Source organism: Pseudomonas ulcerans (assembly GCF_036324125.1).
GTDB lineage: Bacteria > Pseudomonadota > Gammaproteobacteria > Pseudomonadales > Pseudomonadaceae > Aquipseudomonas > Aquipseudomonas ulcerans.
This window is the reverse complement of the sequence record NZ_JAZDQN010000024.1, coordinates 72,146-93,214: the sequence shown is the minus strand read 5'-3', so window position 1 is coordinate 93,214 and position 21,069 is coordinate 72,146. Positions and strand designations below refer to the sequence as shown.

Here is a 21,069-nt window from a genome sequence, read left to right as displayed (position 1 = left end):
GGGTAAACCCGCTCCCACAAGTCCCTGCTGAATCAATAAGTCATGCGGTGTGCCATGAGAGCGGGTTCACCCGCTCCTACAGGGCCCGCCTCGTTCGGTCGATGAATCGGGTTACAGCGCCCCGAACACCTTCTTCGCCAAGCTGGTCGCCGCCGCCGCCGGGTTCTCGCGGATGCTGGCTTCCTGCTTGCCGATCATCTCGAACAAGCCATTGAGCGCCTGCTCGGTCACGTAGCCCTCGATATTGGCGCTCTTCTGGTCCACCACGCCGAAGCTCGCGGCCTGGCCGGCGAACTGGTTGTACTTCTGGGCGACGCCCACCTTGTCGGTAGCGCTCTTGACGATCGGCAGGAATTTCTCGCGGATCTGCTCGCGGCTGGTCTTGCTCAGGTACTGGGTCGCGGAGTCGTTGCCGCCACTGAGGATGCCCTTGGCATCGTCGACGGTCATCTTCTTCACGGCATCCAGCAGGATCGCCTGGGCCTGCGGTACGGCAGCCTCGGCGGCCTTGTTCATGCTGGTTTCCAGTTCATCGACCTGGGCGCCCATGCCGAACTGCTTCATCTTTTTCGCGACCTTGCCGAGGTTGCCCGGCAACTCGATGCGCACGTCCGGGTTGTTGCTGAAGCCGCCCGGGGTGCCCAGTTGCTTGACGGCAATCTGCGCGCCCTGGCTCAGGGCGTCCTTGAGGCCGCCGGAGGCGTCTTTCTGCGACAGGTCGCTGAGCGAGAGGGCCATGGCACTGGCCGACAGCAGCAGGCCGGCGCACAGGCCGGTGAGGGTGAGGGTACGGCGAATCATGACGACATCCTTAATGAATAAAACGGGAAATCAGCGAACGGCATCGACCTTGATCCGCAGCGGCTGCGGATCGCTGCCGTCCAGTTGCACGCTGTGTTGCTCGGTGTTGATGAACAGCAGCTTGCCGTCCAGCTCGATCCGCGCGCTCACCGCGTAGCGGTGGCCGGGCTTGAGCTGGGCGCGGTCGTAGGACAGGTGGAACGGTAGCGGCACCTGGCCCTTGACCGGGCCATTCTGGCTGGCGAGGGTCACGGCGGGGGCGTCGGCCAGGGAAATGTCCTGCAGGGCGACGTTCAGGGTAGCCATCGGAGGCAGGGCGATGCGTTGCAGGTAGAAGACTTCGCCGTCCAGCGAGGCCTTGTCGGCAGGGGAATGGCTGGAGCAGGCCGCAAGCAGCGAGGCGCAGCACAGCATAAAGAGTTTTTTCATGGGGTCTCCGATCCTTGATACCGGCTTGTGGCCGGTATCGAGGACTTTAGCGGATTTTTCGGTAATCGACTTCTTGTCGTGTCGTGGGATTATTCGCCGCTAGCCGCTTCATCGCGGTGCAGGGCCACCTGACGGATCGACAGGCGTACTTCCGCCGACAGCACGCGCTTGGCCGCGCCTTCAGCCAATTCGCCGAGCTTCTCGTGGAAGCCCAGCTTGCCGGCTTCGTCGGGGCGCAGCACGCCCTGTTCCACCAGGGTCTGGATGAAGTGGCGGAACAGGCTCTTGTCGAAGAACTCCGGGGCGTTGAGACCATGCAGGATCGACAGGCGCTGGGCCATGACCACGCACAGGTCTTCCAGCTCCTCGGCGCTGAGGCTGTGCTGGCCACTGTTGAGCAGCAGCGAGGTGGCCATGTAGAAGCGCTGCAGGGTCTGGGTGATGGCCCGGGCCAGCAGGGTCAGCAGGACGAATTGCCGCGAACTCGGCGCCGGGCGCAGGTACACGCCGTTTTCCCTGCGCAGCAGGCCCTGCTCGACGAAGGCCTCCAGCCACTGGTCGACCACCGCGTCCAGCTCGTCCAGCTCCCAGCGGATGAACAGTTCCGACTGCAGGTACGGGTACAGCGCACGGGCGTATTGCAGGATCAGCTCGCGGCTCATCCGCGAACTGCTCTGGAAGAAGCTCGCGAGCAGGGCCGGCAGGGCGAAGATGTGCAGCACGTTGTTGCGGTAGTAGGTCATCAGGACGGCGTTCTGCTCGTCCAGGTAGAGGATGCGGCCGAGGGCATCGCGTTGCTCGGCCAGCAGGTCCATGCCGCGGACATGGCCGATCAGGGCCAGGCCGTCGCCTTCCGGCAGGGTGGTATGGGGCGAGTAGGGCACCTGGCGCAGCAGGGCCAGGTAGAGGTCCAGTACCCGGGTCAGGGCGCGTTCGTCCAGGGCCAGGCGGCTGGTGGAGAGCAGGGCCAGGGCCACCAGGTTGACCGGGTTGATCGCCGCCGCTTCGTTGAGGTGGCGAGCGACCTTCTCGCCCAGGCGCGAGGTGGTTTCGTTGAGCCAGGCCGGCCGGAACTGCGGCGCCAGCTGTTGCTCGCGCCAGCCCGGTTGCTGCTGGTCGAGGAACTGGTTGAGGCGGATCGGCTCGCCGAAGTTCACCGAGACCTGGCCGAAGCGCTGCTTGAGTGCGCCGAGCACCTTGAAGATGTCGAAGATCGACTCCTTCTTCTTGCTCGCCCCGCGCAGCTCGCCGAGGTAGGTGCGGCCTTCCAGCACCCGCTCGTAGCCGATGTACACCGGGACAAAGACGATCGGCGTGCGCGACGAGCGCAGGAAGCTGCGCAGGGTGATGGCGAGCATGCCGGTCTTGGGTTGCAGCATGCGCCCGGTGCGCGAGCGTCCGCCTTCGACGAAGTACTCCACCGGGAAGCCTTTGGTGAACAGGGTGTGCAGGTACTCGTTGAACACCGCGGTGTACAGCGGGTTGCCCTTGAAGGTGCGGCGCATGAAGAAGGCCCCGCCGCGGCGCAGCAGGCCACCGATCACCGGCATGTTGAGGTTGATCCCGGCGGCGATGTGCGGCGGGGTCAGGCCGTTGCGGAACAGCAGGTAGGAGAGCAGCAAGTAGTCGATATGGCTGCGGTGGCAGGGCACGTAGATCACTTCATGGCCCGGGGCGATGCCCTGCACCTGCTCGATATGGTTGACCTTGATGCCGTCGTAGATCTTGTTCCAGAACCAGCTCAGCACCACTTCGAGGAAGCGGATGGCGGTGTAGGTGTAGTCCGAGGCGATCTCGTTGCCGTACTTCAGCGCCGTGGCCTCGGCCTTGGCCAGCGGGACCTTCTCGCGCTCGGCTTCGTCGAGGATCGCCTGGCGCACCAGCGGGTCGTGTACCAGGCCCTTGACCAGGTTGCGCCGGTGGGAGATGTCCGGACCGATCACTGCCGCCTTGAGGTTGCGGAAATGCACGCGCAGCAGGCGTTGGGCCATGCGCACCGTGCGCTCGTGACCCTTGTTGTGCTCCACCAGCTCGCGCAGGTGGATCGGCGCGGAGAACTGCACCCGGGTCTTGCGTCCGAGGATGAGGATGGTCAGCAGCCGGCGCAGGCGCCCGGTCACTGCCCAGCTATCGGCGAACAGCAGTTTCCACGGGCTCGATTCACTGGCCGGCGACTGCCCCCAGAACACGCTGACCGGAATGATCTGCGCATCCTGCTCCGGCTGCTGGCTCACCGCGCTGACCAGACGGCCCAGGGTCGGCGGCGCGCCGCGCTTGTACTGGCGGCCGAGCCAGTCCGGCTCCGGGGTCAGGTAGAAGAATGCGGCGGGCTCCATCAGGTCGCCCACGGCCACGGGCAATACCGGACGCGGCAGCCCCGCTTTGGTGCATTCGCGGTCGAGCACGGCCAGGTCGGTCAGCGATGGCGACTGGATCGCATAGAACACCGGACGGCTGCGGTCCAGGTTGAGGGTGAAGGAAGACTGGTTGATGGTCTCGGAGCGAACCCACAGGTACAACAGTCGGCGTAAGGCGCCGAAGATCAGGCGGCGCAGGGGAGAACGGGTCATACGGAGTGTGCTCTGGAAAATGGGACGCAAGTACAGACAGCGGGCAAGTGTGCCGTATCCGCGCAAGTTCAGCAAAAACCGGCCTGGTCATGAAAATTAATTTATGTCTGTCTTATACTCGGTCCGCCCCTTGCAGGGTTTTTCAGCAAGCGGCGTACGCAGGAGCGCAAACCTCCCGCAGACAAGGCGAGTCCAAAATAAAAATCCGGAGTGTTACAGATGTCGTCTCGTGAGACTGGAAGTGTGAAATGGTTCAATGACGCCAAGGGCTATGGCTTCATTCAACGGGAAGGCGGGGCGGACGTTTTCGTTCACTACCGTGCGATTCGTGGCGAGGGTCACCGTACCCTGCTCGAAGGGCAACAGGTTGAATACAGCCTGACCCAGGGCCAGAAAGGCCTTCAGGCCGAGGATGTAGTCGGTCTCTGAGGGGATGGCTACAGGCTGCGGGCCGACCGTGGGTGTCCGCAGCCTGTAGCTGGAGATCAGGTTCTCCAGGTGATTTCTTCTTCTCCGTCGGCGCTGATGCGGATCCAGCGGTCGGCGTCTTCTTCGCCTTCTTCCTCGACCCAGCTACCTGGTGCGCAACGCACTTCGACGTTCAGCGCGGCATGGGCGGCGCGGGCACAGGCGATGTCGTCTTCCCACGGGGTCTTGTCACTTTCCAGGTAAAGACTGTTCCATTTTCCTACGGCCTTGGGCAGCCAGGTAACAGGAATGTCACCGGCGGTGCACTTGAAGGTCTGACCTTTCTGCTTCCACTCGCTGCAAGGACCGAGGGCGGCCTCCAGCCAGGCGGCGATCTGCTTGTGATCGACCTCGGCGTCCTTCAGGTAGATCTCGATATCGGGTTGGCGCATGGGGATTCTCCGGGAAGGCTCAGTCCTGCAGGACAAAATAGTCGTAACGCATTGACACCGTCACCTCGAACGGCGTCGCCTGGTCGATCACCGCGGCGCGGCGCTCGGCGCTGGCGCGCCAGCCGTGGGGCGTCATCGCCAGCAGGTTGGCGCGGTCGGCCGGGTTGGCCAGGCTCAGGCGGAATTCGAGGATTTCGCTGTGGGCGTGGGCCATGTCCGCCGGGACCAGGGCCAGGTGCTTGTCGTCGCTGTAGTCGCGGACTTCGTCGTAGAGCTTTTCGCGCAACTCCATCAGGTGGCCGCTGGTGGGACCGACGCGCATCAGGCCGCCGCCGGGGCTGAGCAGGCGGCGGGCCTCCTGCCAGTCCAGCGGGCTGAAGACGCTGGCGATGAACTGGCAACTGGCATCGGCCAGCGGTACCCGCGCCATGCTCGCCACCAGCCAGGTCAGCTGCGGGCTGCGCCTGCAAGCGCGCTTGACCGCCTCGCGGGAGATGTCCAGGGCATAGCCATCGGCACCCGGCAGGGCGTCGGCGAGTTGCGCAGTGTAGTAACCCTCGCCGCAACCGATATCCACCCAGCGCGCCGGCGCGCGCTCGGCGGCCAGGGCGGCCAGGCGCGCGGCCACCGGGGCGTAGTGGCCGGCGTTGAGGAAGTCGCGGCGGGCTTCGACCATGGCCTGGTTGTCGCCTGGGTCACGGCTGTTCTTGTGCTGCACCGGCAACAGGTTCAGGTAGCCCTGGCGCGCGCGGTCGAAGCGGTGGTTGGCGGGGCAGCCGACACCGTTGTCGAGGGTGCGCAGGGGTTCCCGGCAGATGGGGCAGGTGAGCATCAGGCGAGCAACCGGGTCAGGGTCTGGTAGTAGATCTCGGTCAGCACGTCGAGGTCGCTGGCCAGGATGCGCTCGTTGACCTGGTGGATGGTGGCGTTGACCGGGCCCAGCTCGACCACCTGGGTACCCAGGGTGGCGATGAAGCGACCGTCGGAGGTGCCGCCGCTGGTGGAGGCATGGGTTTCACGACCGGTCACCGCCTTGATGCTGGCGGAGACGGCGTCGAGCAGTTCGCCCGGCTCGGTGAGGAACGGCAGGCCGGACAGCGCCCACTCGACGTCCCAGTCCAGCTGGTGCTTGTCGAGGATCGCCGCGACGCGCTGCTGCAGGCCTTCGACCGTGGACTCGGTGGAGAAGCGGAAGTTGAACAGCGCGGTCAGCTCGCCGGGTACCACGTTGGTGGCGCCGGTGCCGGAGTTCAGGTTGGAGATCTGGAAGCTGGTCGGCGGGAAGAACGCGTTGCCTTCGTCCCAGTGCTCGGCGGCCAGTTCGGCCAGGGCCGGGGCGGCCAGGTGGATCGGGTTCTTCGCCAGGTGCGGGTAAGCCACGTGGCCTTGCTTGCCGCGCACGGTCAGCTTGGCGCCGAGGGAGCCGCGACGACCGTTCTTGACCACGTCACCGACCAGGGTGGTGCTCGACGGTTCGCCGACGATGCACCAGTCCAGGCGCTCGCCACGCTCGCGCAGGCGCTCGACCACGGCCTTGGTGCCGTGGTGGGCCGGGCCTTCTTCGTCGCTGGTGATCAGGTAGGCGATCTTGCCGCGGTGGTTCGGGTAGTCGGCGACGAAGCGCTCGGTGGCGACGATCATCGACGCCAGGCTGCCCTTCATGTCGGCGGCGCCGCGGCCGCAGAGCATGCCGTCGGCATCGATCAGGGCCTCGAACGGATCGTTCTGCCAGGCCTGTACCGGGCCGGTGGGGACCACGTCGGTGTGGCCGGCGAAGCACAGCACCGGGCCGTCCTGGGTGCCGTGGGTGGCCCAGAAGTTGTCGACGTCCTCGAAGCGCATGGGTTCGAGCATGAAGCCCGCATCGCCCAGGCGCTGCATCATCTGTTTCTGGCAATCGAAGTCGAGTGGGGTCACCGACGGACGGCGGATCAGGTCGCAGGCCAGTTCGAGGGTAGGCGAGAGTTCGGCGGGGGCCGTCATGAAGGACTCCGGGAGCAAGGCGGGGGTACGGTTTTGGGGCGTTATCTTATAGCAAATGTGTGACGGGAGGACGGCGGATCGCTGCTGTTTGTCCGGGAAGGGAAGGGCCATGGCAGGGCCTGCACGGACCCTGTGGGAGCTGGCTTGCCAGCGATGAGGCCGGCAAGCACAAGGATGTTGTCGGATCTGGCCCTATCGCTGGCAAGCCAGCTCCCACAAGTCAGGCGGCGGGAGCCGGTTCCGCTGCACCCGCCGGCTTCGGCAACGACGACAGCATCGCCATCACCAGCGCCGCCACATACGGCAGCGACTGCACCAGCAACATGGCCACCCAGAAGCGCATGTCATTGCTCGGCAGGCCCTGGACCAGGTAGATCCCCGCCGCCGCGCCCCACAGCAGGAGCATGATGAACAGCTCTTCCCGCGCCTCGGACAGCGCCACCAGCAGGCCATGGCTGTCGGCATTCTTCGGCGTGCGGAAGAACGGGATGCTGCTGGTGAAGAAGCCGTACAGCACCGCCTTGGCGATGGTGTGCGACAAGGCCAGCCCGGCCAGCGCCGCGGCGAAGGCGTCCTTGAGGTTCACACCGACGGCGCGGCGGTAGAGGAAGACGATCTTGCCCACCTTGAACACGAACAGCGCCAGCGGCGGGATGGCGAAGATCAGCAGCGGCGGATCGACCCGCTGCGGCACGATGATCATCGCCGCCGACCACAGCAGCGCACCGACGGTGAAGAAGATGTTCATGCCGTCGGCGATCCACGGCAGCCAGCCGGCAAGGAAGTGATAGCGCTGGCCACGGGTCAGCTCGGTGTCCTTGCCGCGCAGCAGGCTGGCGGCGTGGCGCTTGATGATCTGGATCGCGCCGTAGGCCCAGCGGAAACGCTGTTTCTTGAAGTCGATGAAGGTGTCCGGCATCAGCCCCTTGCCGTAGCTGTTGTGGGCGTAGGCGGCAGACAGGCCTTTCTCGAACACCCGCAGGCCCAGCTCGGCATCCTCGCAGATGCACCAGTCCGCCCAGCCCAGCTCTTCCAGGACCGAACGACGGGTCATGGTCATGGTGCCATGCTGGATGATCGCGTCACGGTCGTTACGGGTGACCATGCCGATATGGAAGAAGCCCTTGTATTCGGAGTAGCAGAGCTTCTTGAAGGCGCTTTCGTGCTGGTCGCGGTAGTCCTGCGGCGATTGCACCACGGCGATCTTGGGATCGGCGAAGTGCGGCACCATGTGCTTGAGCCAGTTGCGGTCTACGCAGTAGTCCGAGTCGATCACCGCGATCACTTCGGCATCCTTGGCGGTATGCGGGATCAGGTAGTTCAGCGCACCGCCCTTGAAGCCGGCCAGGGGCGAGACGTGGAAGAACTTGAAGCGTTCGCCGAGCAGCTCGCAGTGGGCCTTGATCGGCTCCCACACGGCCGGGTCCTTGGTGTTGTTGTCGATGATCAGGACTTCGTAGTCCGGATAATCCAGGGCCGCCAGGGCGTTGAGGGTCTGCTTGACCATCTCCGGCGGCTCGTTGTAGCACGGCACATGCACCGACACCTTCGGGCGGTAGGCATTGTCCGCCTGCACCGGCAGGAATTCGCGTCGGCGCTTGTGGGTCCACACCGTTTCGGCCAGTTCGTGGGCCTCGGTCAGCAACACGATGAACACCCCCAGCGCGCCGAGGGCGAGGAGGACGCCCACGGTCAGGCTGAACCAGGTGCTGTATTGCTGGCTGTAGTCGTAGCCGATCCACACCAGCACCGAACCGCAGAGGAAGGTGATGAAGGTCAGGAAGGTCCGGCCGCGCTGGCGCAGGGCCGAGCCGTCGATCAGCAGCAGGGTCAACGAGAGCAGGGCGAGGACCACCGAGCCCACCGCCAGCACGCGCCACTGCGGGATCGCCACCACCGGCCCTTCGAAGTTGAATTTCTGCTGGCGGGCGGCGTTGAACACGCCCCAGTAGGCGCCCACCGACCCTTCGTCACTGGCTTTCCACGGTTGGTCGTAGGCCTCGATGACGAAGTAGTTGTAGCCCTGGCGGTTGAGTTTGTTGACCAGGGTGCGCAGGTAGATGGCCTGGTCGGCCTGGGTCGCGTCGGCACCGCCGCGCATGCGCCCGTTGCTCGGCCAGCCGACCTCGGAAAGCAGCAGCGGCTTGCGCGGGAACAGGTGTTTCATGTCGCGGGCGCGATCGAGGACGAACTGCCCGGCATCCTTCATCGGGATGAATTCCCAGTAGGGCAGGATGTGCGCGGCGATCAGGTCGACGTGCTTGGCCAGTTCCGGGTGTTCCTTCCAGATGTGCCACTGCTCCGAGGTGGTCACCGGCACCTTGACCGCGGCGCGCACCCGGTCGAGATACTTGATCAGGTCTTCGGGGGTGATTTCCTTGCGGAACAGCGCCTCGTTGCCGACCATCACCCGCACCACGCTGCGCGACGTGTTGGCCAGTTCGATGGCTTTCTGGATTTCCCGCTCGTTGCGCTCCTGGTCGGGGCTGATCCACACGCCCAGGGTCACGCGCAGGCCGAACTCCTCGGCCAGCCGCGGGATTTCCGCCTGGGTGCCTTCGACGGTGTAGATACGGATGCTGTCAGTCAGCTTGCTCAGCTGTTCGAGGTCTTCACGGATTTCCGCTTCGGTGGGGTACTGGCCCTTTTGCGGGCTTTCGCCGAGGCGGAACGGTGAATAGGAGAAACCGGAGATCTGCTCCGGCCAGTCGGGAGCGGAAACCGGGCGGTTGATCAGCGCCCAGAACCCGGTGAAAAGCGCGGCGATCGCCATGACGATCACCAGGTTGAGACCAAATTTACGCGATGACATAAGTTGTTCGAGTTCCGGAGAGTGGAACGGGCCAGCGCTCGCAGGCGCGGATCCAAGGAGACGTCGCATCGGTTCTTGTGGGAATTTCGACGCGGCAGGCATTGGATTTTCTTCAGAGGGCGAAGTTCTGAAGCCCGTTTGATGTCGTCCAAGACTTTTTGCAGCGTAGGACACTTCGCCGGACATTAAAGCAGCATTGCCATCATGATTACCAATGTGCACGCTGTCCGCAGGTGCAGGTCGCGGGCTGTCATTGCCTGCGCAGGGGCCTATAATGCGCGCCGGTTTTTTGCGGGGTGTGTGGCATGAGTACGGAAGATCCACGGTTTGCCGGCATTGCCCGGCTGTACGGCGTCGACGGCCTGAAGCGCCTGGGCGCCGCCCATGTGGCGGTGGTCGGCATCGGCGGCGTTGGCTCGTGGGCGGCGGAAGCCCTGGCGCGCAGCGGCGTCGGCGAGATCTCGCTGTTCGACCTGGACGACGTCTGCGTCAGCAACACCAACCGCCAGGCCCATGCCCTGGAGGGCAATGTCGGGCGGGCCAAGGTCGAAGCCATGGCCGAACGCCTGCGCGCCATCAACCCGGCCTGCACCGTGCACACGGTGGCGGACTTCGTCACCCGCGAGACCATGGCCGAATACATCACCGAGCAGCTTGACTGCGTGATCGACTGCATCGACAGCGTGATGGCCAAGGCCGCGCTGATCGCCTGGTGCAAGCGGCGCAAGATCACCATCATCAGCACCGGTGGCGCTGGCGGGCAGATCGACCCGACGCAGATCCAGGTCGCCGACCTCAACCGTACCTACAACGACCCGCTGGCCTCGCGGGTGCGCTCGACCCTGCGCCGCGACTACAACTTCTCGCGCAATACCAGCCGCAGCTATGGCGTGCCGGTGGTGTTTTCCACCGAGCAACTGCGTTATCCGGGCGAGGATGGCGGTATCTGCCTGAGCAAGAGTTTCGTCGGCGAGGGCGTCAAGCTGGACTGCGCCGGTGGTTTCGGCGCGGTGATGATGGTCACGGCGACCTTCGGCATGGTCGCCGCGAGCAAGGCGGTGGACAAGCTGGTGGCCGGGGCGCGCCGCCCGGCCGAGCGCAAGGCCGCTCAGCCGCCTGCGGCGAGCTGAGCCATGCGCTGCAGCACGGCATTCAGGCCGTTGCTGCGCGAGGGTGAGAGCTGCCGGCTCAAGCCCAGTTGGTCGAACCAGCCGGGCAGGTCCAGTTGCTGCAGCTCGGCGCTGGACAGGCCTTCGATCCGCACCAGCAGCAAGGCCAGCAGGCCGCGGATCAAGCGCGCGTCGCTGGCTGCGGCAAAGCGCCAGCGGCCGTCATGCTGCTGCGCCACCAGCCAGACCTTGCTTTCGCAACCGTGGACGCGGTTGTCTTCCGACTTTTCTTCCTCCGTCAGCGGCACCAGGCGCTCGCCCCACTGCATCAGCAGGCGTGCGCGCTGTTCCCAGCCGGCAGCGGCGGCGAAGCTGTCGAGTGCTTCCTGCGCGGCGCTCGGCAGGCTCATCGCAGCAGCTCCAGGGCCTGGTCGAGCGCGGCAAAGAAGCGCTGCAGGTCGTCCGAGTCGTTGTACAGCGCCAGCGACACGCGGATCGCCCCGTCCAGGCCGAGGCTGTTGACCAGCGGCATGGCGCAATGATGTCCGGCACGCACGGCAATGCCCTGTTCGGTGAGCAGGTGCGAGAGGTCGGCGTTGTGTATGCCCTCGACCACGAAACTGGCCAGGGCCGCCTGGGGCTCCCCGAGGACGCGCACGCCTTCGCGGTCGTTGAGGCCGCGCAGCAGATGGCAGTGCAGGGCGGCTTCGTGCTCGGCCACCGCCGTGGCGTCCAGGCTGGCCAGGTAGTCCAGGGTAGCGCCAATGCCGATCACGCTGGCGATCGGCGGCGTACCGGCTTCGAAGCCCAGTGGCGCGCTGCGGAAGCTGGATTCCTGGTAGCCGGCCAGTTGCACCATCTCGCCGCCGAACTGCCAGTGGCGCAGCAGGGCCAGGGCCTGGGTTCGGCCGTAGAGCACGCCGAGTCCGTCCGGGCCGTACAGCTTGTGGCTGGAAAAGACGTAGAAGTCGCAGCCCAATTGGGCGACGTCATGGCGGCCATGGACGATGCCCTGGGCACCGTCGACCACGGTCAGCGCACCCTGTGCACGAGCATGGTTGATCAGCGGTTGCAGCGGCTGCCAGCTGCCGAGCACATTGGACAACTGGCTGACCGCCAGTACCCGGGTACGCGGGCCGATCAGTTGCAATGCGGCGTCGAGGTCGAGCTGGCCGTTTTCCGCCAGGGGCAGGATCACCAGCTTCAGGCCGCGGCGCTGGGCCAGTTGCTGCCAGGGCAGCAGGTTGGCGTGGTGTTCGAGGGCGCTGACGGCGATTTCCTCGCCGGCCTCGAAACGGTGTTCAAGGCCATAGGCCAGCAGGTTCAGCGCCGAGGTGGCGCCGTGGGTGAAGACGATATTGCCGTTGGCACCCGCGTTCAGCCAGGCGGCGACCTTGTCGCGGCTGGCCTCGAAGGCCTGTGTGGCGAGGGCGCCGGGCAGGTGTTGGGCGCGGTGCACGTTGGCCGCGCCATGACCGTAGTAATGGCTCAGGGCGTCCAGCAATGCCTGGGGTTTCTGGGTGGTTGCCGCGCTGTCCAGATAGGTCTGGTACTGGCGTTGCAGGGCGGCGATGGCGGGAAAGTCCGCACGCCAGGGAGAGGGTTGGAACATGATCTTCGCGCCTGGGAATCGGATCTGGCGAAGGGCCAGACCCGAATCGTACCACTTAGTTGTGGGCGTGCAGCGCTTCGTTCAGCTCGATGGCCGACTTGTGGGTCTTGCACTCCACCGCGCCGCTCACCGAGTTGCGGCGGAACAGCAGGTCGGTCTGGCCGGCCAGGTCGCGGGCCTTGACCACTTTCACCAGCTGGTTCTGCTCGTCGAGCAGTTGCACCTTGGTGCCGGCGGTGATGTACAGGCCGGCTTCCACGGTGTTGCGGTCGCCCAGCGGGATGCCGATACCGGCGTTGGCGCCGATCAGGCAGCCTTCGCCGACCTTGATGACGATGTTGCCGCCGCCGGACAGGGTGCCCATGGTCGAGCAACCGCCGCCCAGGTCCGAACCCTTGCCGACGAAGACGCCAGCGGAGACGCGGCCTTCGATCATGCCCGGGCCTTCGGTGCCGGCGTTAAAGTTGACGAAGCCTTCGTGCATGATGGTGGTGCCTTCGCCGATGTAGGCACCCAGGCGTACGCGGGCGCTGTCGGCGATACGCACGCCGCTCGGCACGACGTAGTCGGTCATCTTCGGGAACTTGTCCACCGAGAACACTTCCAGCAGTTCGCCTTTGAGGCGTGCTTCCAGTTGCGCTTCGGCCAGTTCGGCCAGGTCGATGGCGCCCTGGCTGGTCCAGGCGACGTTCGGCAGCAGCGGGAAGATGCCGGCCAGGCTCAGGCCGTGCGGCTTGACCAGGCGGTGCGAGAGCAGGTGCAGCTTCAGGTAGGCTTCCGGGGTCGAGCTCAGGGTGGCGTCTTCGGCCAGCAGGGTGGCGACCAGCGGCTTGCTGCTTTCCGCCAGGCGGGTCAGCAGGGCGGCCTGGACAGGGTCGATCGACTTGACCACCTCGGCCAGTTGGCCGGCCTGGGCCGGGCTGAAGGCGATGGCCTGGTTGCCGCCTTCGTAGGCCAGCAGTGGGCTGACCGCGGCGACCAGTTCGGCCGACGGGTTGAGCAGGGGCTGGGCGTAGAAGACTTCCAGCCAGGCGCCCTGGCGGTTCTGGGTGCCGACACCGAAGGCCAGGCTGAACAGGGATTGGGACATGCGGTTACCTCGTACTGAAATAGGGTGAAAGCGGGCGGCTTACTGCAGGGCGGCCGCGTACAGGTCCGGTTTGAAACCCACCAGGGTCTTGCCGCCGAGGTCGAGCACCGGGCGCTTGATCATCGATGGCTGGGCGAGCATCAGCTCCACGGCCCGGGCCTGGTCGAGGTCGGCCTTCTGCGCGTCGTCGAGCTTGCGGAAGGTGGTGCCGGCGCGGTTGAGGATCTTTTCCCAACCGTGCTCGTCGCACCAGCGGTTCAGGCTGTCGCGGTCGATGCCTTGGGTCTTGTAGTCGTGGAAGTCGTAGCCGATGGCTTTTTCCTCAAGCCAGGTACGCGCTTTTTTCATCGTGTCGCAAGCTTTGATGCCGTAGAGAATGTAAGCCATTGAACTTCAAGGGGCGCCGGACATTCACCGGGCGTCCCCGCAACTCCTCGGAAATTGGGGTGGGCGGGATTATGCGGCATCAATCGGTACGGCGCCACGGCTGCGGCGCCGCCTTCTGACCGATGCGTTCTCAGACGCCGCCGAGCAACTGGCGGGACTGGATGAAGATCACGCCGGCATCCTGCATCTCGGACAGCGCCTGCTCCAGCGAGCCGTCGTTGTCGATGGCCCGGCAGGCATCCACCACCACGTAGGTGACGAAGCCTTCGCGGCGGGCATCCAGGGCGGTCCAGGTGACGCAGAAGTCCAGGGCCAGGCCCGCCACGTAGACGGTGTCGATGCCTTTTTCCCGCAGGGCACCGGCCAGTCCGGTGGTGGTCTTGCGGTCGGCCTCGAAGAACGCCGAGTAGCTGTCCACCAGGGGGTTGCCGCCCTTGCGCACGATCAACTGGGTGTGGGGAATGTCCACCTGCGGATGGAATTCGGCACCGTGGCTGCCCTGGATACAGTGGTCCGGCCACATGACCTGGGGGCCATAGGGCAACTCGATGACGTCGAATGGCTTCTCGCCCGGATGGCTGGAAGCGAAGGAAATATGCCCGGCCGGGTGCCAGTCCTGGGACATGACCACGTTGCCGAAACCCGCAGCAAGGCGGTTGACCAGCGGCACTATCTCATCGCCCTGGTTGACGGCCAGGGCGCCACCGGGGGTGAAGTCGTTCTGGATGTCGATCACGAGCAGGGCGCGATCGGGGCTATCGTTGTTCAGGGCTGGGGACATGGAGAGGCCTTCCTGGTTTCACGGTGACTGCCGGGGGATTGGGCGCTGCGAAGCGCACCCAATCTGGCATCGAACTCATTCTGTATTGTTGATGTGTAGCATGGTGTTACATATTCCCGGGCAAGCTGCGACTTTTGTGCAGCGGCCCGCCAGGGGCATCGCTCGTTACTATATGTGTCCAATGCCGCGCCCATGTCCAGCGCCGGCAGCGCTTTCGAATCGAACAGGAAACACAGATGCAATCAGCCTATACCGTCCTCATCCTGCTGATGCTGGTCAGTGTCTCCAAGCTGGTCGGGCGGATGATCCCGCTGCCCTTGCCGCTGGTGCAGATCGCCGCCGGCGCCTTGCTGGCCTGGCCGACCCTCGGGCTGCACGTGGCCCTCGATCCTGAGCTCTTCCTCTTCCTGTTCCTGCCACCCCTGCTGTTTTCCGATGGCTGGCGCATGCCCAAGCGTGAGCTGTGGCGGCTGCGTGGTCCGATCCTGACCCTGGCCGTGGGCCTGGTGCTGTTCACCGTGGTCGGTGCCGGCTACTTCATCCACTGGATCATCCCGACCATCCCGCTGCCGGTGGCCTTCGCCCTGGCCGCCGTACTGTCGCCCACCGACGCCGTGGCGGTCTCGGCGATCACCCAGGACCGCCTGCCGACCCCCTTGATGCACATGCTCCAGGGCGAGGCGCTGATGAACGACGCGTCCGGCCTGGTGACCTTCAAGTTCGCCTTGGCCGCAGCCATTACCGGGGTATTTTCCCTGACCGAGGCCAGCCTGACCTTTGTCCTGGTGGCCATTGGCGGCCTGGCCATCGGTGTCGCCCTGAGCTGGCTGGTGGGGCGCCTGCGGGCCTGGATGATCGCCCGCGGCTGGGACGACCCGGCCACCCATGTGGTGTTCATGCTGCTGTTGCCGTTCGCCGCCTATGTGCTGGCCGAACGCCTCGGTGCTTCCGGCATCCTCTCGGCGGTGGCGGCCGGAATGATGCAGAGCTGGCTCGACCTGCTGCCGCGGCAGACCAGCACGCGCCTGCTCAACCGCAGCGTCTGGTCGCTGCTGGAGTTTGCCTTCAACGGCCTGATCTTCCTGCTGCTGGGCCTGCAGTTGCCGGACATCATCAAGGCGGTGACCAGCCACGAAGCCTCGCTGTGGCCGACCCTGGCCTGGCGCTGCCTGGACGTGGTGATGATTTTCGGTGTGCTGGTGCTGCTGCGCTTCGTCTGGGTGCAGAGCATCTGGCGCCTGATCGGCCAGGTGCGGCGCTGGCGCGGCAAGTCGGAACTGGTGCTGTTGCCCGATGCCCGGTCCTGCTGGCTGCTGACCCTTGGTGGGGTACGCGGCGCGGTGACCCTGGCGGGCGTGATGTCGGTGCCGTTGCTGATCAGTGCGGGCAAAGGGTTCCCGGAGCGCGATCTGCTGATCTTCATTGCTGCTGGCGTGATCCTGCTGTCGCTGGTAGCGGCCTGTGTGTCCTTGCCATTGCTGTTGCGCGGGATCCAGAAGAGCCCCGATGACACCTTGCAACAGGAGGCCGACGAAACCTGGCGGCGCACCGCCGAGGCGGCGATCCATGCGCTGGAGGCGGAAGAGACCGCCGAGCCCGGCGCCGCCCAGGATGCGGCCCAGGCCGCCCTCGCTGCCGAGCTCAAGGCACGGCTGATGGCTGAATACCGTCAGCAACTCGATGCCTACAACGACAGCGCCGAAGCTCGTGCCCTGGCGGCGCAGATGGACCAGCTGGAACGGCGCCTGCGCCTGCGTGCGCTGCGGGCGCAGCGGCTGGAACTGTATCGCCTGCACCGGCATCACGAAGTCGGGGACGACGTGGTGCGCAAGGTGCTGGGGGAGCTGGACCTGAGCGAGGCCAACCTGGGAGCGGTGAAGTAATGCGCGCCTATCGACCCGCGATCCAGTCCAGGTAGTAGTCCTTGAGGTATTCGACGAAGGTGATCTGGCAGTCGTTGTTGAGGTTGATCTTCTTCAGCAGCGCCTGCAGGTCCTCCTTGGTCAGGTAAGGGCCGATGATGTCGCTGAATTCGCCCACGGTCACCTTGCCGTCGTTGTTCAGGTCCTTGCTGCCGAGCTCGGCGAGGATCCGTTGCAGTTGCTCGTCGGACAGGCTCTTGCTTCCGGTCCTGCCGATTTCCAGGCCGTCGAATGCCTCAAGGCTGGAGAGCTTGCCGTCGCCGTCGGCATCGAGTTCCTTGAAGGCCAGTTCGTACAGCTTGCGTTGCGATGCCGTGAGTTGCATGTCCTTGCTCAGTGCCGCCATGAACTCGGCGCTGGTGACCTTGCCGTTCTTGTCGGTATCCCAGCTGTCCAGCCGGTTCTGGATCAGGACCAGGTCGGGTAGTTCGGTCCTTTCGATGAAGGAGTTGCGGTTCTTGTCCATCCGATGCATCAACTGACTGACCGAACTCTGGCTATAGCCTCGTGCAATCAGGCTCTGTTCCACCATGTAGGTGCTCATTCTTTCGACACCGCTGAGCAGTGGTGTCTTCGAGTTCGAGCCCATGATGTCAAGCACCGCCTGGAGTGTAGCTTCCATGTCGCCACCTTCGAACGTTGGCCAGCCTCGGAGAGGCTGCAGCCCGAACAGTTTTCGGTGGAAGCGAGGTGTGCGCAACTGACAGAAATATCAGTTGTGGGGAGGGAAAAGCTGGGCTAATGCCAGGCGTTGTCGCGGCCAGGCGGCCACGACAACGCCTGGCGAGCATCAACCTTCGATGAACGCACGAATCCGCTTGGCGGCTTCAACGCACTCGGCCAGCGGCGCGACCAGCGCCATGCGCACGCGGCCAGCGCCCGGGTTTACTCCATCGACATCCCGGGACAGGTAGGAACCCGGTACCACGGTCACGTGCTGCTGCTCGAACAGGTCGCGGCAGAAGGCGGCATCGTCATTGCCCGGGACCTTGGCCCACAGGTAGAAGCCGCCATCCGGTTTCTGCACGTCGAGGACCGGGGCGAGGATGTCCAGCACCGCGTCGAACTTCTCGCGATAGAGGTCGCGGTTGTCGCGCACGTGGGCTTCATCGTTCCAGGCGGCGATGCTGGCCAGCTGGGTCTGAACCGGCATGGCGCAGCCATGGTAGGTGCGGTACAGCAGGAAGCCCTTGAGGATCTCGGCATCACCGGCGACGAAACCGGAGCGCAGGCCCGGCAGGTTGGAGCGCTTGGACAGGCTGTGGAACACCACGCAGCGCTTGAAGTCGCTGCGGCCCAGTTCGGCGCAGGCGCTGAGCAGGCCCGGCGGCGGGCTCTGCTCGTCGAAGTACAGCTCGCTGTAGCATTCGTCGGCGGCGATGACGAAATCGTACTGGTCGGCCAGGGCGATCAGCTTCTTCAGGGTTTCCAGCGGGACCAGGGCGCCGGTGGGGTTGCCCGGAGAGCACAGGAAGAGGATCTGGCAGCGCTGCCAGACGTCCGCTGGCACCGCGTCGAAGTCCGGGTTGAAACCGTTGCTGTCCAGGCACGCCAGGTAATGCGGCTTGGCCCCGGCCAGCAGGGCCGCGCCTTCGTAGATCTGGTAGAACGGGTTAGGGCTGACGATCAGGCCGTCGTCGCTGCGACTGACCACCGCCTGGGTGAACGAGAACAGCGCCTCGCGGGTGCCGTTGACCGGCAGCACGTGCCGTGCGGCATCCAGCCAGCCGGCTGGCACGCCGAAGCGGCGCTCGCACCAGTTGGCGATCGACTCGCGCAGGGCCGGCAGGCCCAGGGTGGTCGGGTACACCGCCATCTGGTCGAGGTTGTCGGCCAGGGCCTTGGCCACGAAAGCCGGCGAGGTGTGCTTCGGCTCGCCGATCGACAGCGCGATGGCGCGCTTGTCCGCTGCCGGCGTGACGCCGCCGAGCAGGGCGCGGAGTTTCTCGAACGGGTAGGGCTGAAGCTGGTTCAAAGCGTTGTTCATCGGCGCAAGGTCTCGTCAATGCATTAAATGGTCAGGCGAAAGGATTCGATTCCGCTGGCCTGGTCGACCCGCAACTGCTCGACGATGGCGTCCTGCAGGCGGCTGCACAGTTGGGGGTCGGAAAGCGGCTGGTTGTCGGCGTCGGTGATGAAGAACACGTCTTCCACGCGCTCGCCGAGGGTGGCGATCTTGGCGTTCTGCAGCGACAGGTCGAAGTCCAGGAAGATCTTGCCGATCCGCGCCAGCAGGCCGGGACGGTCGGGGGCGATGATTTCGAGGATGGTCACCGGGCGCTGGGCGTCGTTGAGGATGGTCACCTGGGGGGCGAAGTTGAAGTGCTTCAACTGGCGCGGTACCCGGCGGTGGATGATGTTCGGGTAATCGTCCGGGTTGCGCAGGGCGTCGCTCAGGCCCTCGCGGATCTGCTTGACCCGCTGCGGGTTGTCGCCGATGGCGCCGCCGTCGTTGTCCAGCACGATGTAGGTGTCGAGGGTGAACTGGCTGCTGGAGGTGATGATCCGGGCGTCATGGATGTTCAGGTTGAGCTGGTCCATGGCCGCCACGGTCACGGCGAAGAAGTCGTGCTGGTCGGGGGCATAGATGAAGATCTGCGTGCCGCCCTCGAATTCGCGCTGGGTGGTTTCCTTGATCAGCACCAGCGGGCCGCTGTCGGCCGGCTGCTGGAGGATCGCGTCGGAGTGCCAGGCGACATCCGCAGCGGTGTGGCGCAGGAAATAGTCGTCGCCCAGTTGCGACCAGAGCTGCTCGACATCATCCTGGTCATTGCCTTCGCGCACCAGGATGTCCAGGGCCGCGCTCTGCGTCTGGCGGATCTGCTCCTCGCGGTCCAGCGGGTTTTCCAGGCCGCGGCGGATGGCGCGCTTGGTCTCGGTGTAGAGCTGGCGCAGCAGGCTGGCGCGCCAGGAGTTCCACAGGCTGGGATTGGTAGCGTTGATGTCGGCCACGGTCAGCACGTAGAGGTAGTCCAGGTGCACCTGGTCGCCCACCAGCTGGGCGAAGTCGTGGATCACCTGCGGGTCGGACAGGTCCTTGCGCTGCGCGGTGGTGGACATCACCAGGTGGTTCTGCACCAGCCAGACGATCAGGCGGCTGTCCCAGGCCGGCAACTGGTGCCGTGCGCAGAAGGCCTGGGCATCCACCGCGCCGATCTCCGAATGATCGCCCTGGCGGCCCTTGCCGATGTCGTGGTAGAGGCCGGCGAGGTAGATCAGCTCCGGCTTGGGCAGGCGACCCATGAGCTTGCTGGCCAGCGGGAACTTCTCCGACACCGGCGTGTACTGCAGTTTGCGCAGGTGCTTGATCAGGTTCAGGGTGTGCGCGTCCACCGTATAGATGTGGAACAGGTCGTGCTGCATCTGCCCGACGATCAGGCCGAACTCCGGCAGGTAGCGACCGAGGATGCCGTAGCGGTTCATCCGCCGCAGGTTACGGTGGATCCCGATCTCGCACTTGAACAGTTCGATGAACAGGCTGGTATTGCGGATGTCGTTGCGGAAGTCGTCGTCGATCAGGTGGCGGTATTCGCGCAGCAGGCGGATGGTATCGGCGCGGACCCCCTTGATCTCCGGGTGCTGGGCCATCAGCACGAAGATTTCCAGCATGGCGAACGGCGTGCGTTTGAACACGTTCGGGCGCACCGCCTCGATGTAGCCGTCGTGCAGCTGGAAGCGCGGATTCAGCGGCTGGGTGACGGTGCTGCTGTCATCGGTGAGGATGACTTCCTCGAAGTGCTGGATGATCAGGTCGCTGAGCTCGGCGATACTCAACACCACGCGGTAGTACTGCTGCATGAACTGCTCGATGGCGCGCTTGGGGTTTTCGTCCGTGTAGCCGAGCAGGGCGGCGATGCTGCGCTGGTGGTCGAACAGCAGGCGGTCTTCGGCGCGACCGGCGAGCATGTGCAAGGCGTAGCGCACCTTCCACAGGAACTCCTGGGAGGCGGCCAGCAACTTGTTCTCATCCTCCAGCAGGAAGCCCTCGCCCGCCAGGGCGTGCAGGTTCAGGGTGCCATACTGGCGACGGGCTACCCAGAGCACCGTCTGGATGTCGCGCAGGCCGCCGGGCGAGCCCTTGACGTTGGGTTCGAGGTTGTATTCGGTGTCGTTGTACTTGTGGTGGCGGGCTTTCTGCTCGGCGCGCTTGGCCAGGAAGAAGTCCTTGCTCGGCCACATGTGCGCGGTGCTGGTGACGTCCAGCATGCGCTGGCGCAGGCGCTCGGGGCCGGCGATGGTGCGGCTTTCCATCAGGTTGGTGATCACGGTCAGGTCGGCACGGGCCTGTTCCGCGCATTCGTCCACCGAGCGCACGCTCTGGCCCACTTCCAGGCCGATATCCCACAGCAGCGTCAGAAAACGCTCGATCGAATCGCGGAAAACCTCGTGGTCGGCGTCGTCCAGCAGGATCAGCAGGTCGATGTCCGAGTGCGGGTGCAGTTCGCCACGGCCGTAGCCGCCGACCGCCACCAGGGCGATATCGGCTTCGTCGCTCCAGTCGAACTGCTTCCAGGCCTGTTCCAGGACGTTGTCGACGAACCAGGCACGATCCTCGATCAGCCGGCGTATGTCGCGGCCCTCGCGGAAACGTTGGTCAAGCACCTCGCCGGCGCGGCGGATGGCCTTCTTGAACGCAGCGATGGGGCTTGACTTGAGGGCCAGTTCCGCCTGGAACTGGCCGCGATCGAACAGCTCGGGATCCACCTGGGGCAT

Annotated in this window: 18 protein-coding genes; 3 read left to right on the top strand and 15 right to left on the bottom strand. The window is 65.1% G+C overall.

From position 1 onward, the window contains the following. Positions 1 to 111: 111 nt before the first annotated feature. The 3 genes from V0R59_RS20350 to plsB all read right to left on the bottom strand — a co-directional run bounded on the left by V0R59_RS20350 (position 112) and on the right by plsB (position 3,800). Positions 112 to 801 carry a DUF4197 domain-containing protein gene (locus V0R59_RS20350; RefSeq protein WP_330076259.1) on the bottom strand — a complete coding sequence of 230 codons (690 nt, stop codon included), beginning with the start codon at positions 799 to 801 and terminating at the stop codon, positions 112 to 114. Positions 802 to 831: 30 nt separating this feature from the next. Continuing rightward, positions 832 to 1,230, bottom strand: a complete 399-nt coding sequence (locus tag V0R59_RS20345; protein ID WP_330076258.1) for a YbaY family lipoprotein — start codon at positions 1,228 to 1,230, stop codon at positions 832 to 834. A gap of 89 nt (positions 1,231 to 1,319) precedes the next feature. Next, positions 1,320 to 3,800: a glycerol-3-phosphate 1-O-acyltransferase PlsB gene (gene plsB / locus V0R59_RS20340; protein ID WP_330076257.1), complete on the bottom strand. Its 2,481-nt coding sequence runs from the start codon at positions 3,798 to 3,800 to the stop codon at positions 1,320 to 1,322. A gap of 219 nt (positions 3,801 to 4,019) precedes the next feature. On the opposite strand from plsB, the gene V0R59_RS20335 reads away from it, so the two are divergent. After that, positions 4,020 to 4,229, top strand: coding sequence for a cold-shock protein (locus V0R59_RS20335; protein ID WP_009395290.1), 210 nt, complete (start codon positions 4,020 to 4,022; stop codon positions 4,227 to 4,229). Between the two features lie 56 nt (positions 4,230 to 4,285). On the opposite strand, the gene V0R59_RS20330 is transcribed toward V0R59_RS20335, so the two are convergent. The 4 genes from V0R59_RS20330 to V0R59_RS20315 all read right to left on the bottom strand — a co-directional run bounded on the left by V0R59_RS20330 (position 4,286) and on the right by V0R59_RS20315 (position 9,455). Next, positions 4,286 to 4,660 (bottom strand): hypothetical protein, encoded by a 375-nt coding sequence (locus V0R59_RS20330; protein WP_330076256.1) that lies wholly within the window; start codon positions 4,658 to 4,660, stop codon positions 4,286 to 4,288. 19 nt (positions 4,661 to 4,679) lie between these two features. Further along, positions 4,680 to 5,492 (bottom strand): putative RNA methyltransferase, encoded by an 813-nt coding sequence (locus tag V0R59_RS20325; RefSeq protein WP_330076255.1) that lies wholly within the window; start codon positions 5,490 to 5,492, stop codon positions 4,680 to 4,682. Continuing rightward, complete coding sequence (dapE, locus tag V0R59_RS20320; RefSeq protein ID WP_330076254.1) at positions 5,492 to 6,643, bottom strand: succinyl-diaminopimelate desuccinylase; 1,152 nt, start codon at positions 6,641 to 6,643, stop codon at positions 5,492 to 5,494. The genes V0R59_RS20325 and dapE overlap by 1 nt, the downstream gene beginning before the upstream one ends. A gap of 220 nt (positions 6,644 to 6,863) precedes the next feature. Then, entirely contained in the window at positions 6,864 to 9,455 is a 2,592-nt protein-coding gene (locus tag V0R59_RS20315) for a glycosyltransferase (RefSeq protein ID WP_330076253.1), read from the bottom strand. A 305-nt stretch (positions 9,456 to 9,760) separates the two neighbouring features. Here V0R59_RS20315 and tcdA point away from each other — a divergent pair, with 305 nt between their 5' ends. Then, the gene (gene tcdA, locus V0R59_RS20310) at positions 9,761 to 10,585 is read left to right on the top strand and encodes a tRNA cyclic N6-threonylcarbamoyladenosine(37) synthase TcdA (RefSeq protein ID WP_330076252.1); all 825 of its coding nucleotides are present in this window, start codon (positions 9,761 to 9,763) and stop codon (positions 10,583 to 10,585) included. Here the strand turns inward: tcdA and V0R59_RS20305 are convergent. The 5 genes from V0R59_RS20305 to pncA all read right to left on the bottom strand — a co-directional run bounded on the left by V0R59_RS20305 (position 10,564) and on the right by pncA (position 14,434). Then, positions 10,564 to 10,974: a SufE family protein gene (locus V0R59_RS20305; RefSeq protein WP_330076251.1), complete on the bottom strand. Its 411-nt coding sequence runs from the start codon at positions 10,972 to 10,974 to the stop codon at positions 10,564 to 10,566. The two genes, tcdA and V0R59_RS20305, sit on opposite strands and share 22 nt — an antisense overlap. Next, positions 10,971 to 12,176, bottom strand: coding sequence for an aminotransferase class V-fold PLP-dependent enzyme (locus V0R59_RS20300; protein ID WP_330076250.1), 1,206 nt, complete (start codon positions 12,174 to 12,176; stop codon positions 10,971 to 10,973). Before V0R59_RS20300 ends, V0R59_RS20305 begins: the two co-directional genes overlap by 4 nt. A gap of 55 nt (positions 12,177 to 12,231) precedes the next feature. Next, positions 12,232 to 13,266 carry a 2,3,4,5-tetrahydropyridine-2,6-dicarboxylate N-succinyltransferase gene (dapD, locus tag V0R59_RS20295; RefSeq protein ID WP_330076249.1) on the bottom strand — a complete coding sequence of 345 codons (1,035 nt, stop codon included), beginning with the start codon at positions 13,264 to 13,266 and terminating at the stop codon, positions 12,232 to 12,234. 39 nt (positions 13,267 to 13,305) lie between these two features. Further along, a complete protein-coding gene (locus tag V0R59_RS20290) occupies positions 13,306 to 13,653 on the bottom strand; it encodes an ArsC family reductase (protein WP_330076248.1) in 348 nt (115 codons plus the stop codon). Positions 13,654 to 13,783: 130 nt separating this feature from the next. Beyond that, positions 13,784 to 14,434, bottom strand: a complete 651-nt coding sequence (gene pncA, locus V0R59_RS20285) for a bifunctional nicotinamidase/pyrazinamidase (RefSeq protein WP_330076247.1) — start codon at positions 14,432 to 14,434, stop codon at positions 13,784 to 13,786. 236 nt (positions 14,435 to 14,670) lie between these two features. Between pncA and V0R59_RS20280 the strand changes: the two genes are divergently transcribed. After that, positions 14,671 to 16,317 (top strand): Na+/H+ antiporter, encoded by a 1,647-nt coding sequence (locus V0R59_RS20280; RefSeq protein ID WP_330076246.1) that lies wholly within the window; start codon positions 14,671 to 14,673, stop codon positions 16,315 to 16,317. Between the two features lie 7 nt (positions 16,318 to 16,324). Here V0R59_RS20280 and V0R59_RS20275 read toward each other — a convergent pair whose 3' ends face one another. From V0R59_RS20275 to V0R59_RS20265, 3 genes are all read right to left on the bottom strand, one after another. Continuing rightward, a complete protein-coding gene (locus V0R59_RS20275) occupies positions 16,325 to 16,978 on the bottom strand; it encodes an EF-hand domain-containing protein (RefSeq protein ID WP_330076245.1) in 654 nt (217 codons plus the stop codon). Positions 16,979 to 17,146: 168 nt separating this feature from the next. After that, positions 17,147 to 18,343: a succinyldiaminopimelate transaminase gene (dapC, locus tag V0R59_RS20270; RefSeq protein WP_330076244.1), complete on the bottom strand. Its 1,197-nt coding sequence runs from the start codon at positions 18,341 to 18,343 to the stop codon at positions 17,147 to 17,149. A 23-nt stretch (positions 18,344 to 18,366) separates the two neighbouring features. Beyond that, positions 18,367 to 21,069: a [protein-PII] uridylyltransferase gene (locus tag V0R59_RS20265; protein WP_330076243.1), complete on the bottom strand. Its 2,703-nt coding sequence runs from the start codon at positions 21,067 to 21,069 to the stop codon at positions 18,367 to 18,369.